15 protein-coding genes and 1 pseudogene are annotated in these 16639 nt (G+C 46.3%); 5 read left to right on the forward strand and 11 right to left on the reverse strand.

From position 1 onward, the window contains the following. Positions 1-11: 11 nt before the first annotated feature. From DWZ03_RS10085 to DWZ03_RS10100, 4 genes are read right to left on the reverse strand one after another with little or no spacing between them, the layout of a single operon-like run. Positions 12-1235 carry a DUF4350 domain-containing protein gene (locus DWZ03_RS10085; RefSeq protein ID WP_117866752.1) on the reverse strand — a complete coding sequence of 408 codons (1224 nt, stop codon included), beginning with the start codon at positions 1233-1235 and terminating at the stop codon, positions 12-14. Further along, positions 1232-1846 (reverse strand): DUF4129 domain-containing protein, encoded by a 615-nt coding sequence (locus DWZ03_RS10090; protein ID WP_009038199.1) that lies wholly within the window; start codon positions 1844-1846, stop codon positions 1232-1234. The genes DWZ03_RS10085 and DWZ03_RS10090 overlap by 4 nt, the downstream gene beginning before the upstream one ends. A gap of 9 nt (positions 1847-1855) precedes the next feature. Beyond that, complete coding sequence (locus DWZ03_RS10095; RefSeq protein WP_022402021.1) at positions 1856-2800, reverse strand: hypothetical protein; 945 nt, start codon at positions 2798-2800, stop codon at positions 1856-1858. After that, positions 2781-3743 (reverse strand): stage II sporulation protein M, encoded by a 963-nt coding sequence (locus tag DWZ03_RS10100; protein ID WP_005832397.1) that lies wholly within the window; start codon positions 3741-3743, stop codon positions 2781-2783. The genes DWZ03_RS10095 and DWZ03_RS10100 overlap by 20 nt, the downstream gene beginning before the upstream one ends. A 100-nt stretch (positions 3744-3843) precedes the next feature. Between DWZ03_RS10100 and DWZ03_RS10105 the strand changes: the two genes are divergently transcribed. Continuing rightward, positions 3844-4569 carry an RDD family protein gene (locus DWZ03_RS10105; protein WP_005832400.1) on the forward strand — a complete coding sequence of 242 codons (726 nt, stop codon included), beginning with the start codon at positions 3844-3846 and terminating at the stop codon, positions 4567-4569. A gap of 125 nt (positions 4570-4694) precedes the next feature. After that, positions 4695-5270 carry a DUF4251 domain-containing protein gene (locus tag DWZ03_RS10110; protein ID WP_008664890.1) on the forward strand — a complete coding sequence of 192 codons (576 nt, stop codon included), beginning with the start codon at positions 4695-4697 and terminating at the stop codon, positions 5268-5270. A 179-nt stretch (positions 5271-5449) separates the two neighbouring features. Here DWZ03_RS10110 and DWZ03_RS10115 read toward each other — a convergent pair whose 3' ends face one another. Together DWZ03_RS10115 and DWZ03_RS10120 are read right to left on the reverse strand one after the other, a co-directional pair. Beyond that, entirely contained in the window at positions 5450-6283 is an 834-nt protein-coding gene (locus DWZ03_RS10115) for a DNA-formamidopyrimidine glycosylase family protein (protein WP_005832407.1), read from the reverse strand. A 75-nt stretch (positions 6284-6358) separates the two neighbouring features. Continuing rightward, complete coding sequence (locus tag DWZ03_RS10120) at positions 6359-7417, reverse strand: MBL fold metallo-hydrolase (RefSeq protein ID WP_005832409.1); 1059 nt, start codon at positions 7415-7417, stop codon at positions 6359-6361. Positions 7418-7561: 144 nt separating this feature from the next. Here DWZ03_RS10120 and DWZ03_RS10125 point away from each other — a divergent pair, with 144 nt between their 5' ends. Then, a complete protein-coding gene (locus DWZ03_RS10125; RefSeq protein WP_005832412.1) occupies positions 7562-8437 on the forward strand; it encodes a PfkB family carbohydrate kinase in 876 nt (291 codons plus the stop codon). Between the two features lie 35 nt (positions 8438-8472). On the opposite strand, the gene hcp is transcribed toward DWZ03_RS10125, so the two are convergent. Continuing rightward, positions 8473-10122, reverse strand: a complete 1650-nt coding sequence (gene hcp / locus DWZ03_RS10130; protein WP_005832415.1) for a hydroxylamine reductase — start codon at positions 10120-10122, stop codon at positions 8473-8475. A gap of 183 nt (positions 10123-10305) precedes the next feature. On the opposite strand from hcp, the gene DWZ03_RS10135 reads away from it, so the two are divergent. Beyond that, positions 10306-10944, forward strand: a complete 639-nt coding sequence (locus DWZ03_RS10135) for a Crp/Fnr family transcriptional regulator (RefSeq protein ID WP_120129878.1) — start codon at positions 10306-10308, stop codon at positions 10942-10944. A 52-nt stretch (positions 10945-10996) separates the two neighbouring features. Next, positions 10997-11686: a Crp/Fnr family transcriptional regulator gene (locus DWZ03_RS10140; protein ID WP_005832420.1), complete on the forward strand. Its 690-nt coding sequence runs from the start codon at positions 10997-10999 to the stop codon at positions 11684-11686. Between the two features lies 1 nt (position 11687). Here DWZ03_RS10140 and DWZ03_RS10145 read toward each other — a convergent pair. From DWZ03_RS10145 to nrfA, 4 genes and pseudogenes are all read right to left on the reverse strand, one after another. Beyond that, a pseudogene (locus DWZ03_RS10145) lies at positions 11688-12968 on the reverse strand (alginate export family protein). A 7-nt stretch (positions 12969-12975) separates the two neighbouring features. Then, entirely contained in the window at positions 12976-13767 is a 792-nt protein-coding gene (locus tag DWZ03_RS10150; RefSeq protein ID WP_009038192.1) for a cytochrome c biogenesis protein, read from the reverse strand. Further along, on the reverse strand, positions 13764-15008 hold the full coding sequence (locus DWZ03_RS10155) for a cytochrome c biogenesis protein ResB (RefSeq protein ID WP_005832426.1): 1245 nt from the start codon (positions 15006-15008) through the stop codon (positions 13764-13766). Before DWZ03_RS10155 ends, DWZ03_RS10150 begins: the two co-directional genes overlap by 4 nt. Before the next feature lie 129 nt (positions 15009-15137). Beyond that, a complete protein-coding gene (nrfA, locus tag DWZ03_RS10160; RefSeq protein ID WP_120129881.1) occupies positions 15138-16619 on the reverse strand; it encodes an ammonia-forming cytochrome c nitrite reductase in 1482 nt (493 codons plus the stop codon). Positions 16620-16639 lie beyond the last annotated feature (20 nt).

Genomic DNA, 16639 nt, shown 5'->3' on the forward strand with positions numbered 1-16639 from the left:
AAATATCTTCTTTATATATGATTGATTATTTCATTCATTCTATCAATAAGCCGTTTCATCTCTTCCTCAGAGATACTGCGCCCTCCGTACACCACCGGCCTCACCTCGCGGATGAACGCGGCTATTTCCCCCGCTTCCATACCCGTCTTCCGGGCAATCCTGCCGAAAGAGCGCTCATCCTCTGCCACTTCCTCCACATCCACTTGTATTTCCCTCCTCAGTTCCTCCGCAAAATAGAGATATTTCTTGCGGACTAAGTCAGCATGGTCCTTCTTCTGATAATAAAGAGTACCTATCAACTCTGCAAACTCCAAAGACTTATTTTCCGGTTCGCGGATAACCGGAATGGCGCGCTGCTTCCTGCGGGCTGTAAATATCATAAAGAGCAGGATGGAAACCATACTCAAGTACAATGCCCAGCGAAGCGGCGGCTGCGAAAGGAAATAGCGAAAAGGAGACATCTGTACCTGGGCTGTTTCTTTCATATAGCCTTCGGTACGGACAATGGGAAATCCACCCATCTGGGACAATATACGAAAAAGATAAGCCGCATTCTTCCCATCCAGCACACCATAGTTCGTAAAAAGCAGGGGAGTGGAAGCCAGTATAACTTCCCCTTTTCCCCAAGAAACCGACATGGCAACCGGATGAGCAGCTTCTCCGGTAACAGTTTTTTCCGCCAACACTTTACTAGAAATGGAATCTGCAAAGAAATAAGACTGACAAAGTTGGGGATAGAAACAGAAAGTCTGCTGCGGATAAACCGCCGAATCCCCCACCCAGCACAAACTGTCTTTCGAAAGCAATGCAGTGGCATATTTTTTCAAAGCCGACGGACTGAAATAGGAATAGCTGCACTCAAATCCCAGCGTATCTTTCAAAATACGGCTGAAAGAGCTCCCCGCCAGCATAATCCGGTCTCCCCGTCCCGCCATCTTCAACATCGCCTCCACATCTACATCCGTCAAATGCAGGTTATCGGTAACAACCAGTATTCCGCGGCGGAGCGTCGTATCTTCCTGCTCCAGTTCATAAAAAGTCTTTCTCGACAACGAATATCCCTTCGGCAACGATGAAGACAGCAGGCTATCGAACACGGCACAGCCGAACGGTTGCTTGTCATAATGGCTGAACGTAGGGTTCCAGACAAACTTCTTTGGCAGACGGCACTCTATCGCAAACATCAACACCAGAAAAACAATGATACCGGCTATAAACCAATGGTTCCCCTTCATGCCGCCCCTCCTTTCTCCACTTCTTTCTGCAAATCCCGCATCGCATGGAACAAAGTTTCGGTCGCTTCAAAATTTCCGTAACGTACTCGTAGAAAATGGTTGGTCATTTGGCGGAAAGCTGGCAGACGGACTTCATAGATATATTGTGTAGGCGTTTTATATAACTGCCAGTCTATACGTTTTCCATCGCTGAGCTGTTTCAGCGTCTGCAGATAGAGCAAACGCACCGCCTCCCGATAATCCGTCCGGGCAAGCGCATCGGCAATTCTTTCCGCAAAATCCACTCCATAGATGGTATCCTCCCCCACTGTATAGGGCAGGGTACTCTTGCGCGAACGCATGAACAGTTCCGGACGCTTCTTGTACACAAACCAAATGACCAATACCAGGATAAGAACGGCAATGCATATCAATACGACTTCCGAATATTCTGCCACCAACGTATTCCCGAATATCTTGTCCAGCAGCTTGCCGAACCATCTGCTGAACCACTCAAGTACATTAATTTCGGGAGCTATCAACTCACGACTGTAAGCAAACGCCGGGTCAGACTGCCAAGCGGCAACCTGTGCAGTATCACAAACCAGTGTATCAGCCGGAGCCATATTCATAGTCCGTTATCAGAGTTTATCAAAATTGTCAATATCACTCTCCACCATCACATAATCTATCTTTTCCGAAGCATGACCGTATTGATAAGCCAGTCCCAGCAATGAGAAAATCATGGACATATAAACGCCGAATGCCTGGACCACCGCCAGCAGATAAAGCACAAAGCTATAGGCTGCCGATACAGTGGCACCGCCACCTGCATCAGTCATTGCAAAGATATATTTCACAATAGTCCCGATATACCATGGAATCATCGTCACTCCCTGCAAGATGGCGGCGATGAATCCCATAACAATGGAAATCAGTACGATACCTCCCCAGGTAGCGAAACCCAGTCGGTAGGCCTTCTTCAAGGCATCTATGATATAGATATCTTCGAACAGATAGACTGGAGCCCAAATAGCAAGTGGCACAGACACCACCACAACGAGCAGAACGAACAAGAACGCAATCGCCATGAACGGAATGACGGTGGCTATAAAACCAACAATAAGCCCTACAAACAGCACCAAAAGCACACCGACAATCATTATCAGAAATACCCTTCTGACATTACGGAACAACAAGGGCTTCAGCATCCCTAACGTCACTCCCTCCAAGCGTTTTTCCCGTTCATTGTAAGTACGGACCAATGCGTAGACCAAAGAGGTCAGCATGACAGTTCCTAGCAGATAGAGAACGGCATACAGACTGTAATAAGTCACCAGTGCCATGATGGACGCTCCGACAACAGAAGAGTCGAACGAGCCTCCGGTCATATCACCCAGAGCCATTGTACCGCTCATCAGCCCGTTCAAGCTCAGTCCCTGAAGCAGACAAAGCGGCAACATCAGATATGTGGTGAATTTCATCAACGGCTTCCAATTCTCTTTGATAAAATCAAAGGTAGCAGTTAGTTTCTCTCCAAAAGAACGTTGTACATACAGTGCGATTTTAGGTTTCTGTGCTTCCATGCTTCTTTCTGTTAGGTAAATAAATATAATAAAAAAAGATAAACGACAAAGAGAGTAGAATAAAGCCGAACCTCAAAGCATCCGGAAGTTCGGTATGGCGGGTAACGAATCCTTCTATAAATCCTGCCATGATGAATACGGGTACCGTACCCACCACTATTTTCAGTCCTTTTTTGGCTCCCCGTTTGAAAGATTCCAGCCTTGAATAGGTTCCGGGAAAGAGCCATCCGTTGCCCAGGGCAAGACCGGCGGCACCGGCTACAATAATCGCCCAGATTTCGAGTGTCCCGTGCAGCCAAATGGCAAGGAAGGACTCCCAAAGCAAGTCGTGCTGATAAAAGAAGGTTTGGAAAGCCCCTATCATGATACCATTGTTAAGGAGCATGTATCCGGTGCCAAAACTGGTCAGCAACCCCATGGCAAAGCAGTTGAAGGAGACCATGATATTGTTCAGCGTGATACTCAGAAACATGGGGAACTCGGAGGAACCGTTATATACAGCCATAGGTTCACCATTAGCGATATTGTTCAAAGTCATATCCACATAGGAGTTTCCTAAAATCAAACGCACAAAATCGGGGTCTCCGGCAGCGGATACCACTCCTATCAATGCGCTGACCACAAATATAATGAAGGAAGCCACCAGCTCACGGCGTGCATCGTGCATGGCCGAAGGCACTTCACGGGTCCAGTAGGTGATAATTCTTGACCATTTCTCGCGCTTGTTTCTATAAATGCGGTTGTGCAATGCCGAGGCAAGATTGTTCAGATAGATAGTGATGCGGGAAGCGGGGAAATGCGTTTGGGCAAAAGCCAGATCTGCCGTAAGCTCCGTATATGCGTCGGCAAGTTCATCGGGAGACAGACTTTCCGCCTGCTCCACCATTGTTTCTGCTCGTTTCCATTTTTCGATGTTCTGCCGGATAAACGTCACTTCTTTCATACCCCATGACTATTTCAGAGAAGTTTTGTCTGAAATAGGTAACAAAAATAAGAGAATAATGATATATTTGCAATGAAATACTAAAAATGTTTTATCAGGAATGGCAGAATCTACAATTATCACCGGACAATTTGTCCGCATCAGTCAAACGCCTGCCAGTATCGGTGAGCGGCTCATTGCACTGGCCATAGATTATATTCTGCTCGGATTCTATGTATTTTCTACTTTGGCCTTGTTTTCACGGATTCATCTACCCTCTGATTTCACGATGCTTTTCTTTTTTACCATTGTCTACCTGCCAGTCTTGCTTTATGCATTTCTCTGCGAAATGTTCAACCAGGGACAAAGTTTCGGCAAGCGGCTGATGAACATTCGTGTCGTAAAGGCAGACGGCTCCACGCCCGGCATAGGCTCGTACCTGCTCCGATGGCTTCTCTTCCCTATCGACGGACCGGTGACCGGTGGTCTGGGACTTCTGGTCGTCCTTTTGACCAAAAACAGCCAGCGAATGGGAGACCTTGCCGCCGGCACCATGGTAATCAAGGAAAAGAATTACCGCAAGATACACGTCAGCCTCGATGAGTTCGACTACCTGACCAAAGACTACCGACCTACCTATCCACAAGCTTCCGACTTGTCATTGGAGCAAATCAACGTCATTACCCGGACCCTGCAATCGGGTAAGAAAGACCGTACACGCCGCATTGCCTCCCTTGCGAAAAAAGTGCAGGAACTTCTCTCCATCACTCCTCATGACAGTAACCCGGAAAACTTTCTTCAGACCATTCTCCGGGATTACCAGTATTATGCCTTGGAAGAAATTTAATACGAACTTCCAACAAAACCAAAGAAGTGTTAAGTCTTACGCTTATTTAAGATTCAAGCTGCATCTTTTTGGTTTTTCATTTGTTAATTAACCAGAAGGTCTTAACTAAATAACAAAGAACAATTATGAAACGAATCATTACATTAATCACACTGGTGTTGGTAAGTGCATCGACCCTGATGTATGCACAGAGTAGCAGCGAAACACGCCAAGCAGAGCGTAAAGCCCAACGCGAAGCCCAGAAAGCACGCGAAAAAGCGGAAAATGAAAGGAACTATGCCATTGCCGTCCAGGCATTGAAAGAGGGCAAGTTTGTATTGGAAGCAGACCAGCTGGTGTTCAAGAGAGGACGGAGCGCATTTGTTTCATCGACAACAAACTTCGTTCTGATGGACGGTGAACACGCATCCGTACAAATAGCTGCCAACAATGCCCTTGCAGGCCCCAACGGAATAGGCGGCATCACAGTGGACGGCAGCAGAAAGGAAATGAAAATCACGACCGACAAAAAGGGAAACGTGAATTGCAGCTTCAGCGTACAAGGCATCGGAATATCCGCACAAGTGTATATCACACTGACCAACGGCGGCAATAATGCATCGGCAAGAATCAGCCCGAACTTCAATTCGAATACCCTGACGCTGAACGGAGTCCTGGTTCCATTGTCCCAGTCAAACGTTTACAAAGGGCGGGCTTTATAAAACACCCCTTTTGTCCGTACAAAGTATAAAGAAAAGAAGATATTCATATCGTGTTCGCAGGATACGAATATCGTGTAGACACGATATTAACAAAATGCGATACAAGGAATTAATAAACTGTTATACAGAATATTAATTCCTTGCATCGTACATAAAGGGAGCTAACAGAATGTGGACATTTATTCTTTTATCTGTTGACACGTTGGGCAATAATATACTGAACCACCCATATAAGCCTCTTTTATGATGGTACTGCCACAACGGAGACAAGGATTCTTCCATGTTTTGGCAGAAAGAATGGTTTTGTAACCTCCGGCGTTGCCATAAAGATCTGTTTGCGTATCGCGTCCGCCCTCGAACGTCATATCCACCAATGTTTCTTTTAGAGCATTAAAAAGAACGTCTTTCTGATTATCCGACAGAAGTAGCACTTTCTGTTTGGGATTTATCCGTGCATTGAACAGAATATCCTGCGTTACGCCGTTACCTACACCGGGAATACGCTGATTGGTTGCTAATAGAGCTTTAGCAGAGAGGGTCTTCTTTGCTTCGGCAACGAGTTTCTCAAATTCCGCTTCGGTGTATTTATCGCTCAACGGCGAAATGCTTTCCCGACTCAATTTATAGTACTTATTGTCGATATAGCTATCAGGATAAACATTGATAAAACCATACATTACAACCGTGAAGACAAGGAATGAATCATCATTAAACGTCAGCAACAACTGGTAATTGGCAGGAATCTTATCTCCCGCATTGTAATAACGGACACTGACTCCGTCGCCTATATTCATGATCACATTATCCGAAAGATTGAAATTGACAAACATGCCATATCCTTCGGATGAAAGGATGGTTTTGCCTACGAGCAGTTTACCATACTCCGACGGATTGCCGTTATAGAACGTAAACTTATGCGGTTTGGTGGCATTGAATACCTGCGTGATTGTTTTACCGCTCAAGGCGTTGTTCACTTGTTTGCTCAGGGTGATAACTTCGGGTAATTCCAACATATTATCTTACTTTTATTTTCGATAGGGATATATATTTCCGTTAATAACTCGTCAATAGCTAATCAATATCGTTCATTATTTTAACCGGACCACTTCCCCTATAATAGGCATCAACACGTTCAAAGAGTCTTTCTCTTTCAGATTCATGGCATTCTTCAACGGTTCGTCCCAGCGGTGTCTAGCCAAAGCATATTTGGAATGATGGACAGTCAGAATCTTTTCCGCATTCAAGTCCCTGGCCACTTGTCCCAAATATTGGGGCATGGTATGGATATATTTCCAATCTTCGTTATACTGCCCATTCTCCAATATGGCAAGGTCAATGCCAGGATATTGCTTGCCTATTTCGGCAAAATGCGTATCATATCCACTATCACCGCCCATATAAATCTTCTGCGAAGGGGTTTCGATAAGGAAAGAGGCCCATAGTGCCTGATTCGCTTTCAACGAGCGGCCCGAAAAATGCCGGGCGGGCAAGCAATGAAGCAGAAATCCCTTATCCAGTACAGTATCTTCAAACCAATCCAGCTCAACCAGGGATGATTTCTCAAATCCCCAATACTCGAAATGTTCACCTACCCCCAAAGGACAGACCACCTTATCTACCCGATTTTTCAGCTGCATCACCGTTTCATAATCCAGATGATCCCAATGGTCATGTGATATCACCAGATAGTCAATCTCCGGCATATCGGCAGGCTTGTAGGCATCTGCCCCCTTGAACGGCTTGTTTACAAACGAAACCGGAGAAGCCCCACAAAATACGGGGTCTACCAGTATACGCTTTCCGTCTATCTGGATAAAATAGGATGAATGTCCGAACCATACCAATACATTCTCGTCCTTGCTTATCTTGCTGAGGTCCGTCTTTATAACCGGAATCTCTTTTTCAGGACGTAAATCGGTTTCTTGCTTAAACAAGAATCCCCAGAAAGCTCCCAAACGTCCCTTTTGGGAAGTCATCATCATCGTACTGTGCAGATTCCGGAATTCTCCGTCTTTGTAATGAGGCGACTTCTTAATCCTCTCCAACCGTTCTCCTTGAGGAGCCCTCCCGAAACTCGGCTGATTGACAAAAACGAATCCCACTATGACCGCAACAGCCACAATACCCACTATAATGCCAACTATCATACGTACTCTTTTCGTTTTTAATGAATTCATATTCAATGAGGCTACATTTACAGCTGCAAATATAGTCGAATTGTTATTAAATCACTATCTTCGCGCCCAATTTACGGAATCAATACAATAAAGCAATAAAAAGCCAACAAAGAAATGAACACACACAGTCTATGTTGCATCGGTTATATTACCCAAGATAAAGTCGTAACCCCTAAAAATACCATATATATGCCGGGAGGCACCTCCTTCTACTTCGCACATGCCATCAAGCACTTGAATGCTAACGATTTTTTATTGGTAACAGCTTTGGCTGATACTGACATGGGCATTGTGGAAGACATTCGGAAAGAAGGTATTTCCGTCAAAGCCTTGCACAGCACACATTCCGTCTGTTTCGAGAATATTTATGGAGAAAACCAGAACGAACGTACACAACGTGTCACGGCAAAAGCAGACCCTTTCACCGTGGAAGGTTTGAAAGATACCGATGCACGGATTATCCACTTGGGCAGTCTGCTTGCCGACGACTTCTCTTTGGAGGTCATCAAGTTCTTGTCCGGAAAGGGACTCCTCTCGGTAGATGTGCAGGGATTTCTCCGCAAAGTGGATAATGAAAAAGTGCTGGCAGTAGACTGGCCGGAAAAGAAAGAAGCATTGAAGTATATCCATATTCTGAAAGCCAACGAAGCTGAAATGGAAGTACTGACCGGATGCAGTGAACCGCACGAAGCCGCATTGCTGATTGCAGACTGGGGCGTCAAGGAAGTGCTGCTGACCCTGGGAGATAAAGGTTCGCTGATATATGCCCAAGGAGAATTTCACGAAATCCCCGCCTATCCTGCCCTTCAGATTACAGATGCAACAGGATGTGGAGACACCTATATGGTGGGGTATCTGTATATGCGCAACAAAGGTGCATCCCACCGGGAAGCGGGATGCTTTGCTGCCGCCATGTGCACCATAAAACTACAATCACACGGGCCATTCTGCGGAACGGAAGAAGCGATAAATAACGTGATAAAAGGATAAAGTGATAGGGTGATATAACACCCTACCATCTTTATTTATAATCCGAATTTTTTCAAATCATCTTCCACACTACCGATACCTGCGATATGAAACATATCAACCAGTACCTTCACAACATTCGGAGAAAGGAAAGCGGGCAATGTGGGGCCTAAGTGAATATCCTTCACCCCGAGACTCAGTAATGCCAACAATACAATAACCGCCTTCTGTTCGTACCATGCTATGTTGTAGACAATGGGAAGTTCGTTGATGTCATTCAGCCGGAATACTTCTTTCAGCTTCATGGCTATCACGGCCAGTGAATAACTGTCATTGCACTGTCCGGCATCCAATACACGGGGAATGCCGTTGATGTCTCCCAAACCAAGTTTATTATAGCGGTATTTGGCACAACCTGCGGTCAGGATAACGGTATCTTGCGGCAAGGCTTTGGCAAACTCCGTATAGTAATCGCGGCTCTTCATACGTCCGTCACAGCCTGCCATTACGATAAAGCGGCGTATGGCTCCGGTCTTCACGGCATCTACCACCTTGTCTGCCAGTTGCAGTACCTGGTTATGGGCAAAACCACCGATAATCTCTCCATGCTCTATCTCCACCGGCGGCTGGCATTGTTTGGCAATCTCTATGATTTCAGAGAAGTCTTTCCTGCCTTCCGCATCCTTATCAATATACTTGCAACCCGGATAACCGGTAGAGTTGGTGATGAACATACGCTCTTTATACACTGCATTAGCCAAAGGAGGAACGATGCAGTTGGTGGTAAACAGAATCGGTCCGTTGAAGGAAGTGAATTCTTCACGCTGTTTCCACCAGGCATTGCCATAGTTGCCTACAAAATGAGAATATTTCTTGAAAGCAGGATAATAGTGGGCAGGCAGCATTTCACCATGTGTATAGACGTCTATCCCCGTACCTTCTGTCTGTCTCAATAATTCTTCCATATCCTTCAAGTCATGGCCGCTAATCAAAATTCCCGGACGATTCTTCACACCGATATTCACCTTTGTAATTTCGGGATTACCGTAAGTACCGGTATTGGCAGCATCCAGTAGAGCCATTGTCTTTACTCCGAACTCACCAGCTTCGAGAACCAGCTTCACCCATTCCTCTGCCGATAGAGACTCAACCGCAATGGTAGCCAGTGCACGCTGCATGAAAACATGAACTGTATCATCATTGAATCCCAAGCGCATAGCATGCTCCAGATAAGCTGCCATACCTTTCAAACCATAGACAAGCAATTCTTTCAACGAACGGAGGTCTTCATTCTGTTCACGCAGAACACCTACTGTCTTCGCTTTCTCGGCATAGTCGTCACGCGTTCCCTGCCAAGTCAGTTCATCTACTTGGGGTAGGAATACTTTGTTGTGCTTGGCCTCTTGAATCAATCCATTACGCAAAGCAAGTCCCCTATCCACCCGTTTCAAGATGCTTTCATCATCGAAATTCGCATTCGTGATAGTACAAAACAAAGCATCCGTCACAAAAATATTCACTTCTTCAGAGACTGGAGAATCTGCCTTGCGTAATGTATCGGCAACAACAGAGATACCCCTGACTACAAACAGTAACAAGTCCATAGCTTGAGCCGTATGACTTTCTTTTCCACATACACCTTTCAATATACAGCCGGTTCCTTTGGCTGTCTCCTGACATTGATAACAAAACATGTTTGGTTCCATATTCCTATTCATTTAAAAGTTTACATTATCTTTCCATAAAAGAAGCGGCACCTTAGCAATAAAAATAAGCAAGCTTATTTTCTATTACTTTCGGTTTGCATTATCTTTGTGCAAAGATGAGAGTTCTACAACGCGAAAACTGTCACGAATGTTACATCGAATCACAAAAAAGTAAAAAAGAGAATGGAAATCCATACATTATTGAAAATGCCTCCTTTTCAAGGCATAACAGAAGAAGAATTATTATCCCTCATCCTGGCACCCGAACATGCACACAGGCAATACAAACCTGCTGACTTCATTGCCATGCAGGGAGAAGCATATCGTTCTCTATTCATATTGTGCAACGGCAGTGTGCGTACCCAAATGGTCAGTGCGGAGGGGAAGCAACTCACCATCGAAACGCTGAAAGCCCCGCAACTGCTTGCCCCGGCTTTTGTCTTTGCCTCCGAAAACCGCTTCCCGGTAAATATCGAAGCTAAAGAGAAATGTGAGATACTCGTTATAAACAAGAACATTTTCCTGGAATTCCTGCATCAACACCCCGCTGTGATGCGCAACTTTCTGCAACTGGTATCGGACAGAACCCTATTTCTCTCCAAAAAGCTAAATGCCTTTGCCCTACAAAGTCTGAAATCGCGTATACTGAACTATCTACGCATGCATGGCACGATACTCAACCAGCAGGAAGTGGCACAAATACTGGGAGTGGCGCGTCCCTCGCTGGCACGTGCCTTATCGGAACTGGCAAGCGAAGGGTGCATCCGAATGGAAGAGAAGGAAATGCGGATAAATGCAGTCTCCGCCCAAAAGTATTTATAAAAAACGTCCGCACTTATATATTATTCTTACCTTTGTCCAAGAATAAAAAGCTATGGAAAAGATTCTACTGGATGAAAAGTACGAACAGTTGTTGTTCCAAATCCCTCTACTAAGGGATTTGCCACATAATATCAAGCAATCGCTGCTTGAGAAACTGGAATATTCAGTCTATTCTATAGACAAGAAAGATATAGTTGCCCGGCAAGGCACCCCCTGCAAGAAGCTATATATACTATTGGAAGGTAAATTGCGTGTAGATATTATAGACGGTCTGGGCAATAAAGTTATGGTAGAATACATCGTTGCCCCCCGGGCCTTTGCCACTCCCCATCTCTTCGGCAGCAACACCACACTGCCGGCAACTTTTACTGCCATTGAAGACTGTATCCTATTCACTGCCACCAAAGAATCCACCTTCAAGCTTATCAGCCAGGATCCCAAAGTGCTGCACAACTTCCTTTGCATAACGGGAAATTGCAATGCCTGCACGGTTTCGCGATTAAAAACCCTTTCCCGCAAAACAGTCCGCGAAAGGTTTGTCGTCTATCTGTTTGAAAACAGAATTTCCAACTCTACCAGCATCACCATTGCGCATACCCAATCTGAGCTGGCAGAATACCTCAATGTAACCCGCCCGGCACTTTCAAAGGAAATCAATAAGATGACCAAAGAAGGTATTATCCTAATGACGGGTAAGAAAATTGAGGTATTGAATGAAGCAGCTCTGAAAGAGTATATCTAAACTACCATTTTACAAACAAGATTCTCGGATTGATGTTGACAGATACCCAGCCCCAATCCTGCCAGCGTTTATGGTCGCCGCCTTTCACCACGTCCATAGACTTCGTACCCCGCATAATGGAGTAACCGGCAGAAAGCTTCACGTCCTTCATCACATTCCAGTCAAGCTGATAGTCCATCTCCGAACCCAATCCCTTTTTTACATCATCCAGCTTGGCAGCAGTAGCAAAATAGTGATAATTCAGTTGCATACTCACCTGCTTGGATGTCTTGAAGTTAACACCCAACTGGGCATCCTGCAAACCGGGAGCTACTCCCTGCCAAGCAGAAGCATAGAAATAGTCCATCGCTCCATAGAACTTATGATGTGTTCCGTAAAGAGGATCGAATGCTTTGAACTTGTCACCTTTCCCGTCACTGCCACTCAGATAATCATAACCCAAGCTCACACTCCATTGCTTGTCTATGGCATAGGCAGCCTTCACGCTTACCATAAAGGCAGATACACTCTGCGCATTCTTGTTCTTTCCGGTCTGGTAATAGAAAGCAGCCTGCACGGGCAGCCAGTTTCCCGATTCCGGTTGATAAGTCACGTAAGTACCGAACGTCTGCAAATAGCGGGTATGGGAAGTTTCTGTTTCTGCATCACCGGTTTCCAGGCCCAGATTCATGAATAACAAAGAGACATCAAGGTTGGGGGTTTGCGCCGCATAATGATACCAAAGGGTCTGCATATTCTTATAAGGTTGTGCACCGTCATAATAATAGGTACCGCCTTTTGCCTTTTCCTTGTTCTGGTTGAAGGCAAGAATGAAATGCAGTTGGTGGGCATTCTTGGCATAGCCCAACTTCAATGCATCGTGATAGCGACCGGCCACATTCCAGTCCAGCCCTCCCAAAATACGTTCGTCGTCATAAGACAAGGTCTGGCGCCCCAGTTGTGCAAAGAAACCGGCACCAAAGTTGAGTTTTGCCCATGCTTCGTTCATAATGAAACGCCCGTTAGTGTCTATCTGCGGGTCCTGCCCTTATACGCCTACATGTTGGGCCGAAATCTTCATACTCAAATCCGAACGTTTATACTCCATGGAAAGACGTGCACGGTTGTTGATAAATGAAGCAGCCTTGTCTCCCTCGAAACGTGGTAACTGTGCTCCGTTACGGTATTCTGCACGGGGTCTGATTTGCATCGACATGGTGAATTCGTTCTCTTTCTCCGAACCTTGTGCCCACAACATTCCGGGCAACAGCAATAAGCCTAATGCCAAATAAACTGTTTTCATAAGTATTTTAATTTAAGTTATACGTATGTACACTCACTCCTTGTGCCGAGGGCAAGTAATTGATGCCATACCAACACATTTGCAACAACAGAAAAGATACAAGCAAGCCAAACAGTGCCTTACGATAGGCCGCGGGGCATCCCAATCGGAAATGGATATATGCCAGATAGGAGAACCAGGTAGCCGCCGCCCAAGTCTCCTTGGGATCCCATGCCCAATAGTGTCCCCAAGCAGCTTTCGCCCAGACAGCACCGGACAGCATACCCAGTGTCATGAAGGCAAGTCCTACATAAGTCAGATTATCGCACAAAGCCATCTCATGCCGTTCAATTCCTTTTTTCTTGAACCACAGCAGGTAGACAGCCATCACCGTAGCGGCACCCAGCATGGCATAGGCAAACATATAGACAATGACATGAGGAGTGAACCACGGACTCTGCAAAGCGGGCATCAACGTCTTGTTGTGTATTTCGGGCCTAAAAATATTGATGCAGACAAACACCAAGGACAAGACGGAACTGAAACCGAGAATCCATTTGTACCTCCAACGACTGTAAGTGATGATTCCTGCCAATGGAAGAAAGAATGAATACCACAAACGCGTCTCCCCCATCGTCCGCATCGGAGGACGCTCCAAAGAAATCCACATGCCGACAATGAAGCTGAAAAAGACAGCCAAGCCCAGACAAGTCAAAGTGTATACCACTACCGGACGTTTACCACGCCATGCAGCGAAAGCTCCCAATCCCCAGAAAAGTAAAGCGACAATGGCAAACAGAGCAAAATAATCCCAACTCATACCGTCTCCTCCTTTCTTTCTTCTGTTCCTTTCGGTGCATTGACAAACAAGCAGACTGCCCCCAGCACCATCATTATGATGCCGGCATATACAGCCGGAAGCCAGGGATCGCGTACCAGTTCAAAAACACTGACATCACTCCACCGTCCTTTCGTTTCGTCATAGCTTAATTGATAAATGTTCCATCCGAATATCTTCAAAGGACGGTTCACTTCGATTGTGTCTTCCACTACCTCTCCTGACTGCGTATAAACCGTTACAGCAGAAACAAATCGCTGCGGCTCACGTTCGGGCATCACCAGACTGGTCTGTTCCGACAAGCGCAATGCCTTATAAGGAAACATGAAACTACCGCAACTCACCCATCCCTCCTTCGACTGTCCGGAGGTAGCATTCACCGCCTTCAGATAAACAGCATAGGTAGCTCCCATCGAATGGAATTCGGTAAACTTCAAGGTATCTTCCGCAGCTACAGAGGCAGCCATCGGAATGGATTGAAGGATAGAGATGTCCCAATCCAGCAACCTCCCCCGTTCTACCTTCTCTTCCAACAGCAAATGTTCCGGCACATCCTTCGGCAGTGCCTGCCCGGTCTCATTATTTATCAGCATCAGCTTGGGAGGGTATTCATGTATGGTGAATTCTTTCAGTTCAATGGCAAGCGGAAGCTCCGTCAGCTTGCCATCCTCATTCGTGGCACGCCATTCAGTCTTGCCCAATTGGGTAATCATTCTCAGTCGTTGCATATCTGCATTGCCCAGCGTTGCCGTCAAGAGGGCGACAAACAAGCCGACATGATTCAGCAGAAAAGGAATCTTACGCAATTTTAAAGGAATACATACACGGAGAATGGTCAGTCCCAAGACAGTAACCAGCCAGATATAAAGCAACACGAACGGCCAGAAAGAAAGCATCTTCGAAAAGCCGATGACATCTGCCGAAGGCTGGGTAGAAGGAACCTGCCGCACCAATCCCATAACGACAGTGACAACCGCCACACATACCAGGGAAGAAACTGCAGCCGTATAATGACTGAGCCATCCGAAACAGTACACCCGTCTACGAAATCCATGCATGCATGCCAACAATAGCAGGAACAACACCAGAACGATGACATTGACCGGCCACGCAAACAAGCCCCAACGAATATCTCCAACGCTCCACTGCAACAGCAAGCCCGTGACGAACAGTCCTGCCCCACAGATAAAACCTTCCTTATACCTCCACGGTTTCTTCCACATCTTCTGATTTACGATTTGACGATGTACGATGTACGATTGGAGTTAGATTGTTGATAGAGTCAATCCGGGATGTACATATCGGGGAGTAATCCCAATCGTACATCGTAAATCGTCCAATCGTAAATAAATTTATTTTAGTGCTAACCGGTTGTTGGCTTTGGCTTTTTCCAACCAAGCCGGTACGGTAGTCTTCAAGAATTTGTCCTTTGCAGCTCTTTCGGCATCCATATCGAGGCCGATATATTCCTGCGCCTTGTCTTTGGTAGAGATATCCGGCATGGGAACATTGTCCGTATATCCATGCTTTGCCAGCACTTTGGAGACAGCCAAACGCGCCTGCATAGCTCTATCCAAGCCGTGAGACAAGACACGCTGGATTTCCTGTGGTGCATGGAAAGCACCTCCGTGAGATGCCACACCGAAGTCCCAACGCCATTGCGCCTGGCGAATCAGTGCCAGCACTTCTTTCATCTGCTCTTCCGTAGCTCCCTTGTCCCAGGCAAATTTAGCTTCGATATGAGCTTTGGCAAGTTCCTGTTCAAGGCGGTTGCGGATTTCATTGGCCTTGCGCTGGCGTTCGTAGACATTGTTGCGCAAAGTCTCCTCACTTTCGCGATGGCAGGTTTGGCAGGTACGGTCTATCATAGCCAACGGACTTTGTATATGGTGGTCGCTGAACTTCACGCCACCTTCACTCTTATAGGGCATGTGGCAGTCCGCACACGATACGCCACGCTGACCGTGAATGCCCATCCGGGCTATTTCAAAATCGGGGTGTTGCGCTTTCAGGATGGGGGTACGGCTCAACTTATGTATATAGTCGTAGAAACCGGCCTCATCATAATAGGCTTCCATGTCTTCCACCGTAAAACCTTTGTCCCAGGGGAAAGTCAGGTACTTGCCGTCACCCTTGAAGTAATATTCCACGTGGCACTGTGCACATACCAGCGAGCGCATCTCCTGCGGAGTGGCCTCGGTAATATCCTTGCCCTGACGTTCAAAAGCTTCTATCAGAGCCGGACGGCTGATATGCAGGTTCATGTTTTCCGGTTCGTGGCAGTCGGCACAACCAATCGGGTTTACAATTTCATCGCCCAAAGCGCCCCACTTATTGTTATAGAAAGCATCCACACCGATAGCTTCCATCATGCGGGGCACATCGGGGCTCTTGCAAGTCCAGCAAGTAGAAGGCTGCGGGCCATCCGTAGCAGTGGCAGGCGCACCGGTACGAAGAGTTGCCGTAATGTCCTCGATGGCATGCATATGTCCGCGCGGAGTGGAATAGTCCTTGGAGAAGGCATATCCCGCCCAGAGCACTACCATCTCGGGACGCTGTTCCAATACATCCACAGCCACATTTCCATTGAATTCACTCTGGAAGTCGGTCTTGGCAGTTTCAGTCCATGTCTGATACTCACGGGGGAAATCACTCTTAAAGACTTCGTTGCGTGCCTCAATTCCCTCAATCACTGTTTTGCGGTTATTGAATACACTTGCCAGCTCGGCCCTGCGCTCCATCAAGGCAGAAACACATAGCCCCAAGACAAATACAACGACCATTGAACCACCGAACAACAGCCATCCTTGCCACGATTTTAATCTCTTTTCCATATCTATGAAGATTTATTGTT

This window comes from Bacteroides sp. AF29-11 (assembly GCF_003602895.1).
GTDB classification, from domain to species: Bacteria; Bacteroidota; Bacteroidia; order Bacteroidales; family Bacteroidaceae; genus Bacteroides; species Bacteroides uniformis.

Bases quoted from the DNA above. Each gene is read 5' to 3' on its own strand.
- DWZ03_RS10105 (WP_005832400.1), top strand. From the start codon at position 3,844: ATGGCAGAATCTACAATTATCACCGGACAATTTGTCCGCATCAGTCAA.
- DWZ03_RS10125 (WP_005832412.1), top strand. From the start codon at position 7,562: ATGAACACACACAGTCTATGTTGCATCGGTTATATTACCCAAGATAAA.
- DWZ03_RS10140 (WP_005832420.1), top strand. From the start codon at position 10,997: ATGGAAAAGATTCTACTGGATGAAAAGTACGAACAGTTGTTGTTCCAA.
- DWZ03_RS10090 (WP_009038199.1), bottom strand. From the start codon at position 1,846: ATGAATATGGCTCCGGCTGATACACTGGTTTGTGATACTGCACAGGTT.
- DWZ03_RS10150 (WP_009038192.1), bottom strand. From the start codon at position 13,767: ATGAGTTGGGATTATTTTGCTCTGTTTGCCATTGTCGCTTTACTTTTC.
- hcp (WP_005832415.1), bottom strand. From the start codon at position 10,122: ATGGAACCAAACATGTTTTGTTATCAATGTCAGGAGACAGCCAAAGGA.
- DWZ03_RS10095 (WP_022402021.1), bottom strand. From the start codon at position 2,800: ATGGAAGCACAGAAACCTAAAATCGCACTGTATGTACAACGTTCTTTT.
- DWZ03_RS10115 (WP_005832407.1), bottom strand. From the start codon at position 6,283: ATGTTGGAATTACCCGAAGTTATCACCCTGAGCAAACAAGTGAACAAC.
- DWZ03_RS10110 (WP_008664890.1), top strand. From the start codon at position 4,695: ATGAAACGAATCATTACATTAATCACACTGGTGTTGGTAAGTGCATCG.
- DWZ03_RS10085 (WP_117866752.1), bottom strand. From the start codon at position 1,235: ATGAAGGGGAACCATTGGTTTATAGCCGGTATCATTGTTTTTCTGGTG.
- DWZ03_RS10135 (WP_120129878.1), top strand. From the start codon at position 10,306: ATGGAAATCCATACATTATTGAAAATGCCTCCTTTTCAAGGCATAACA.
- DWZ03_RS10100 (WP_005832397.1), bottom strand. From the start codon at position 3,743: ATGAAAGAAGTGACGTTTATCCGGCAGAACATCGAAAAATGGAAACGA.
- DWZ03_RS10155 (WP_005832426.1), bottom strand. From the start codon at position 15,008: ATGTGGAAGAAACCGTGGAGGTATAAGGAAGGTTTTATCTGTGGGGCA.
- nrfA (WP_120129881.1), bottom strand. From the start codon at position 16,619: ATGGAAAAGAGATTAAAATCGTGGCAAGGATGGCTGTTGTTCGGTGGT.
- DWZ03_RS10120 (WP_005832409.1), bottom strand. From the start codon at position 7,417: ATGATAGTTGGCATTATAGTGGGTATTGTGGCTGTTGCGGTCATAGTG.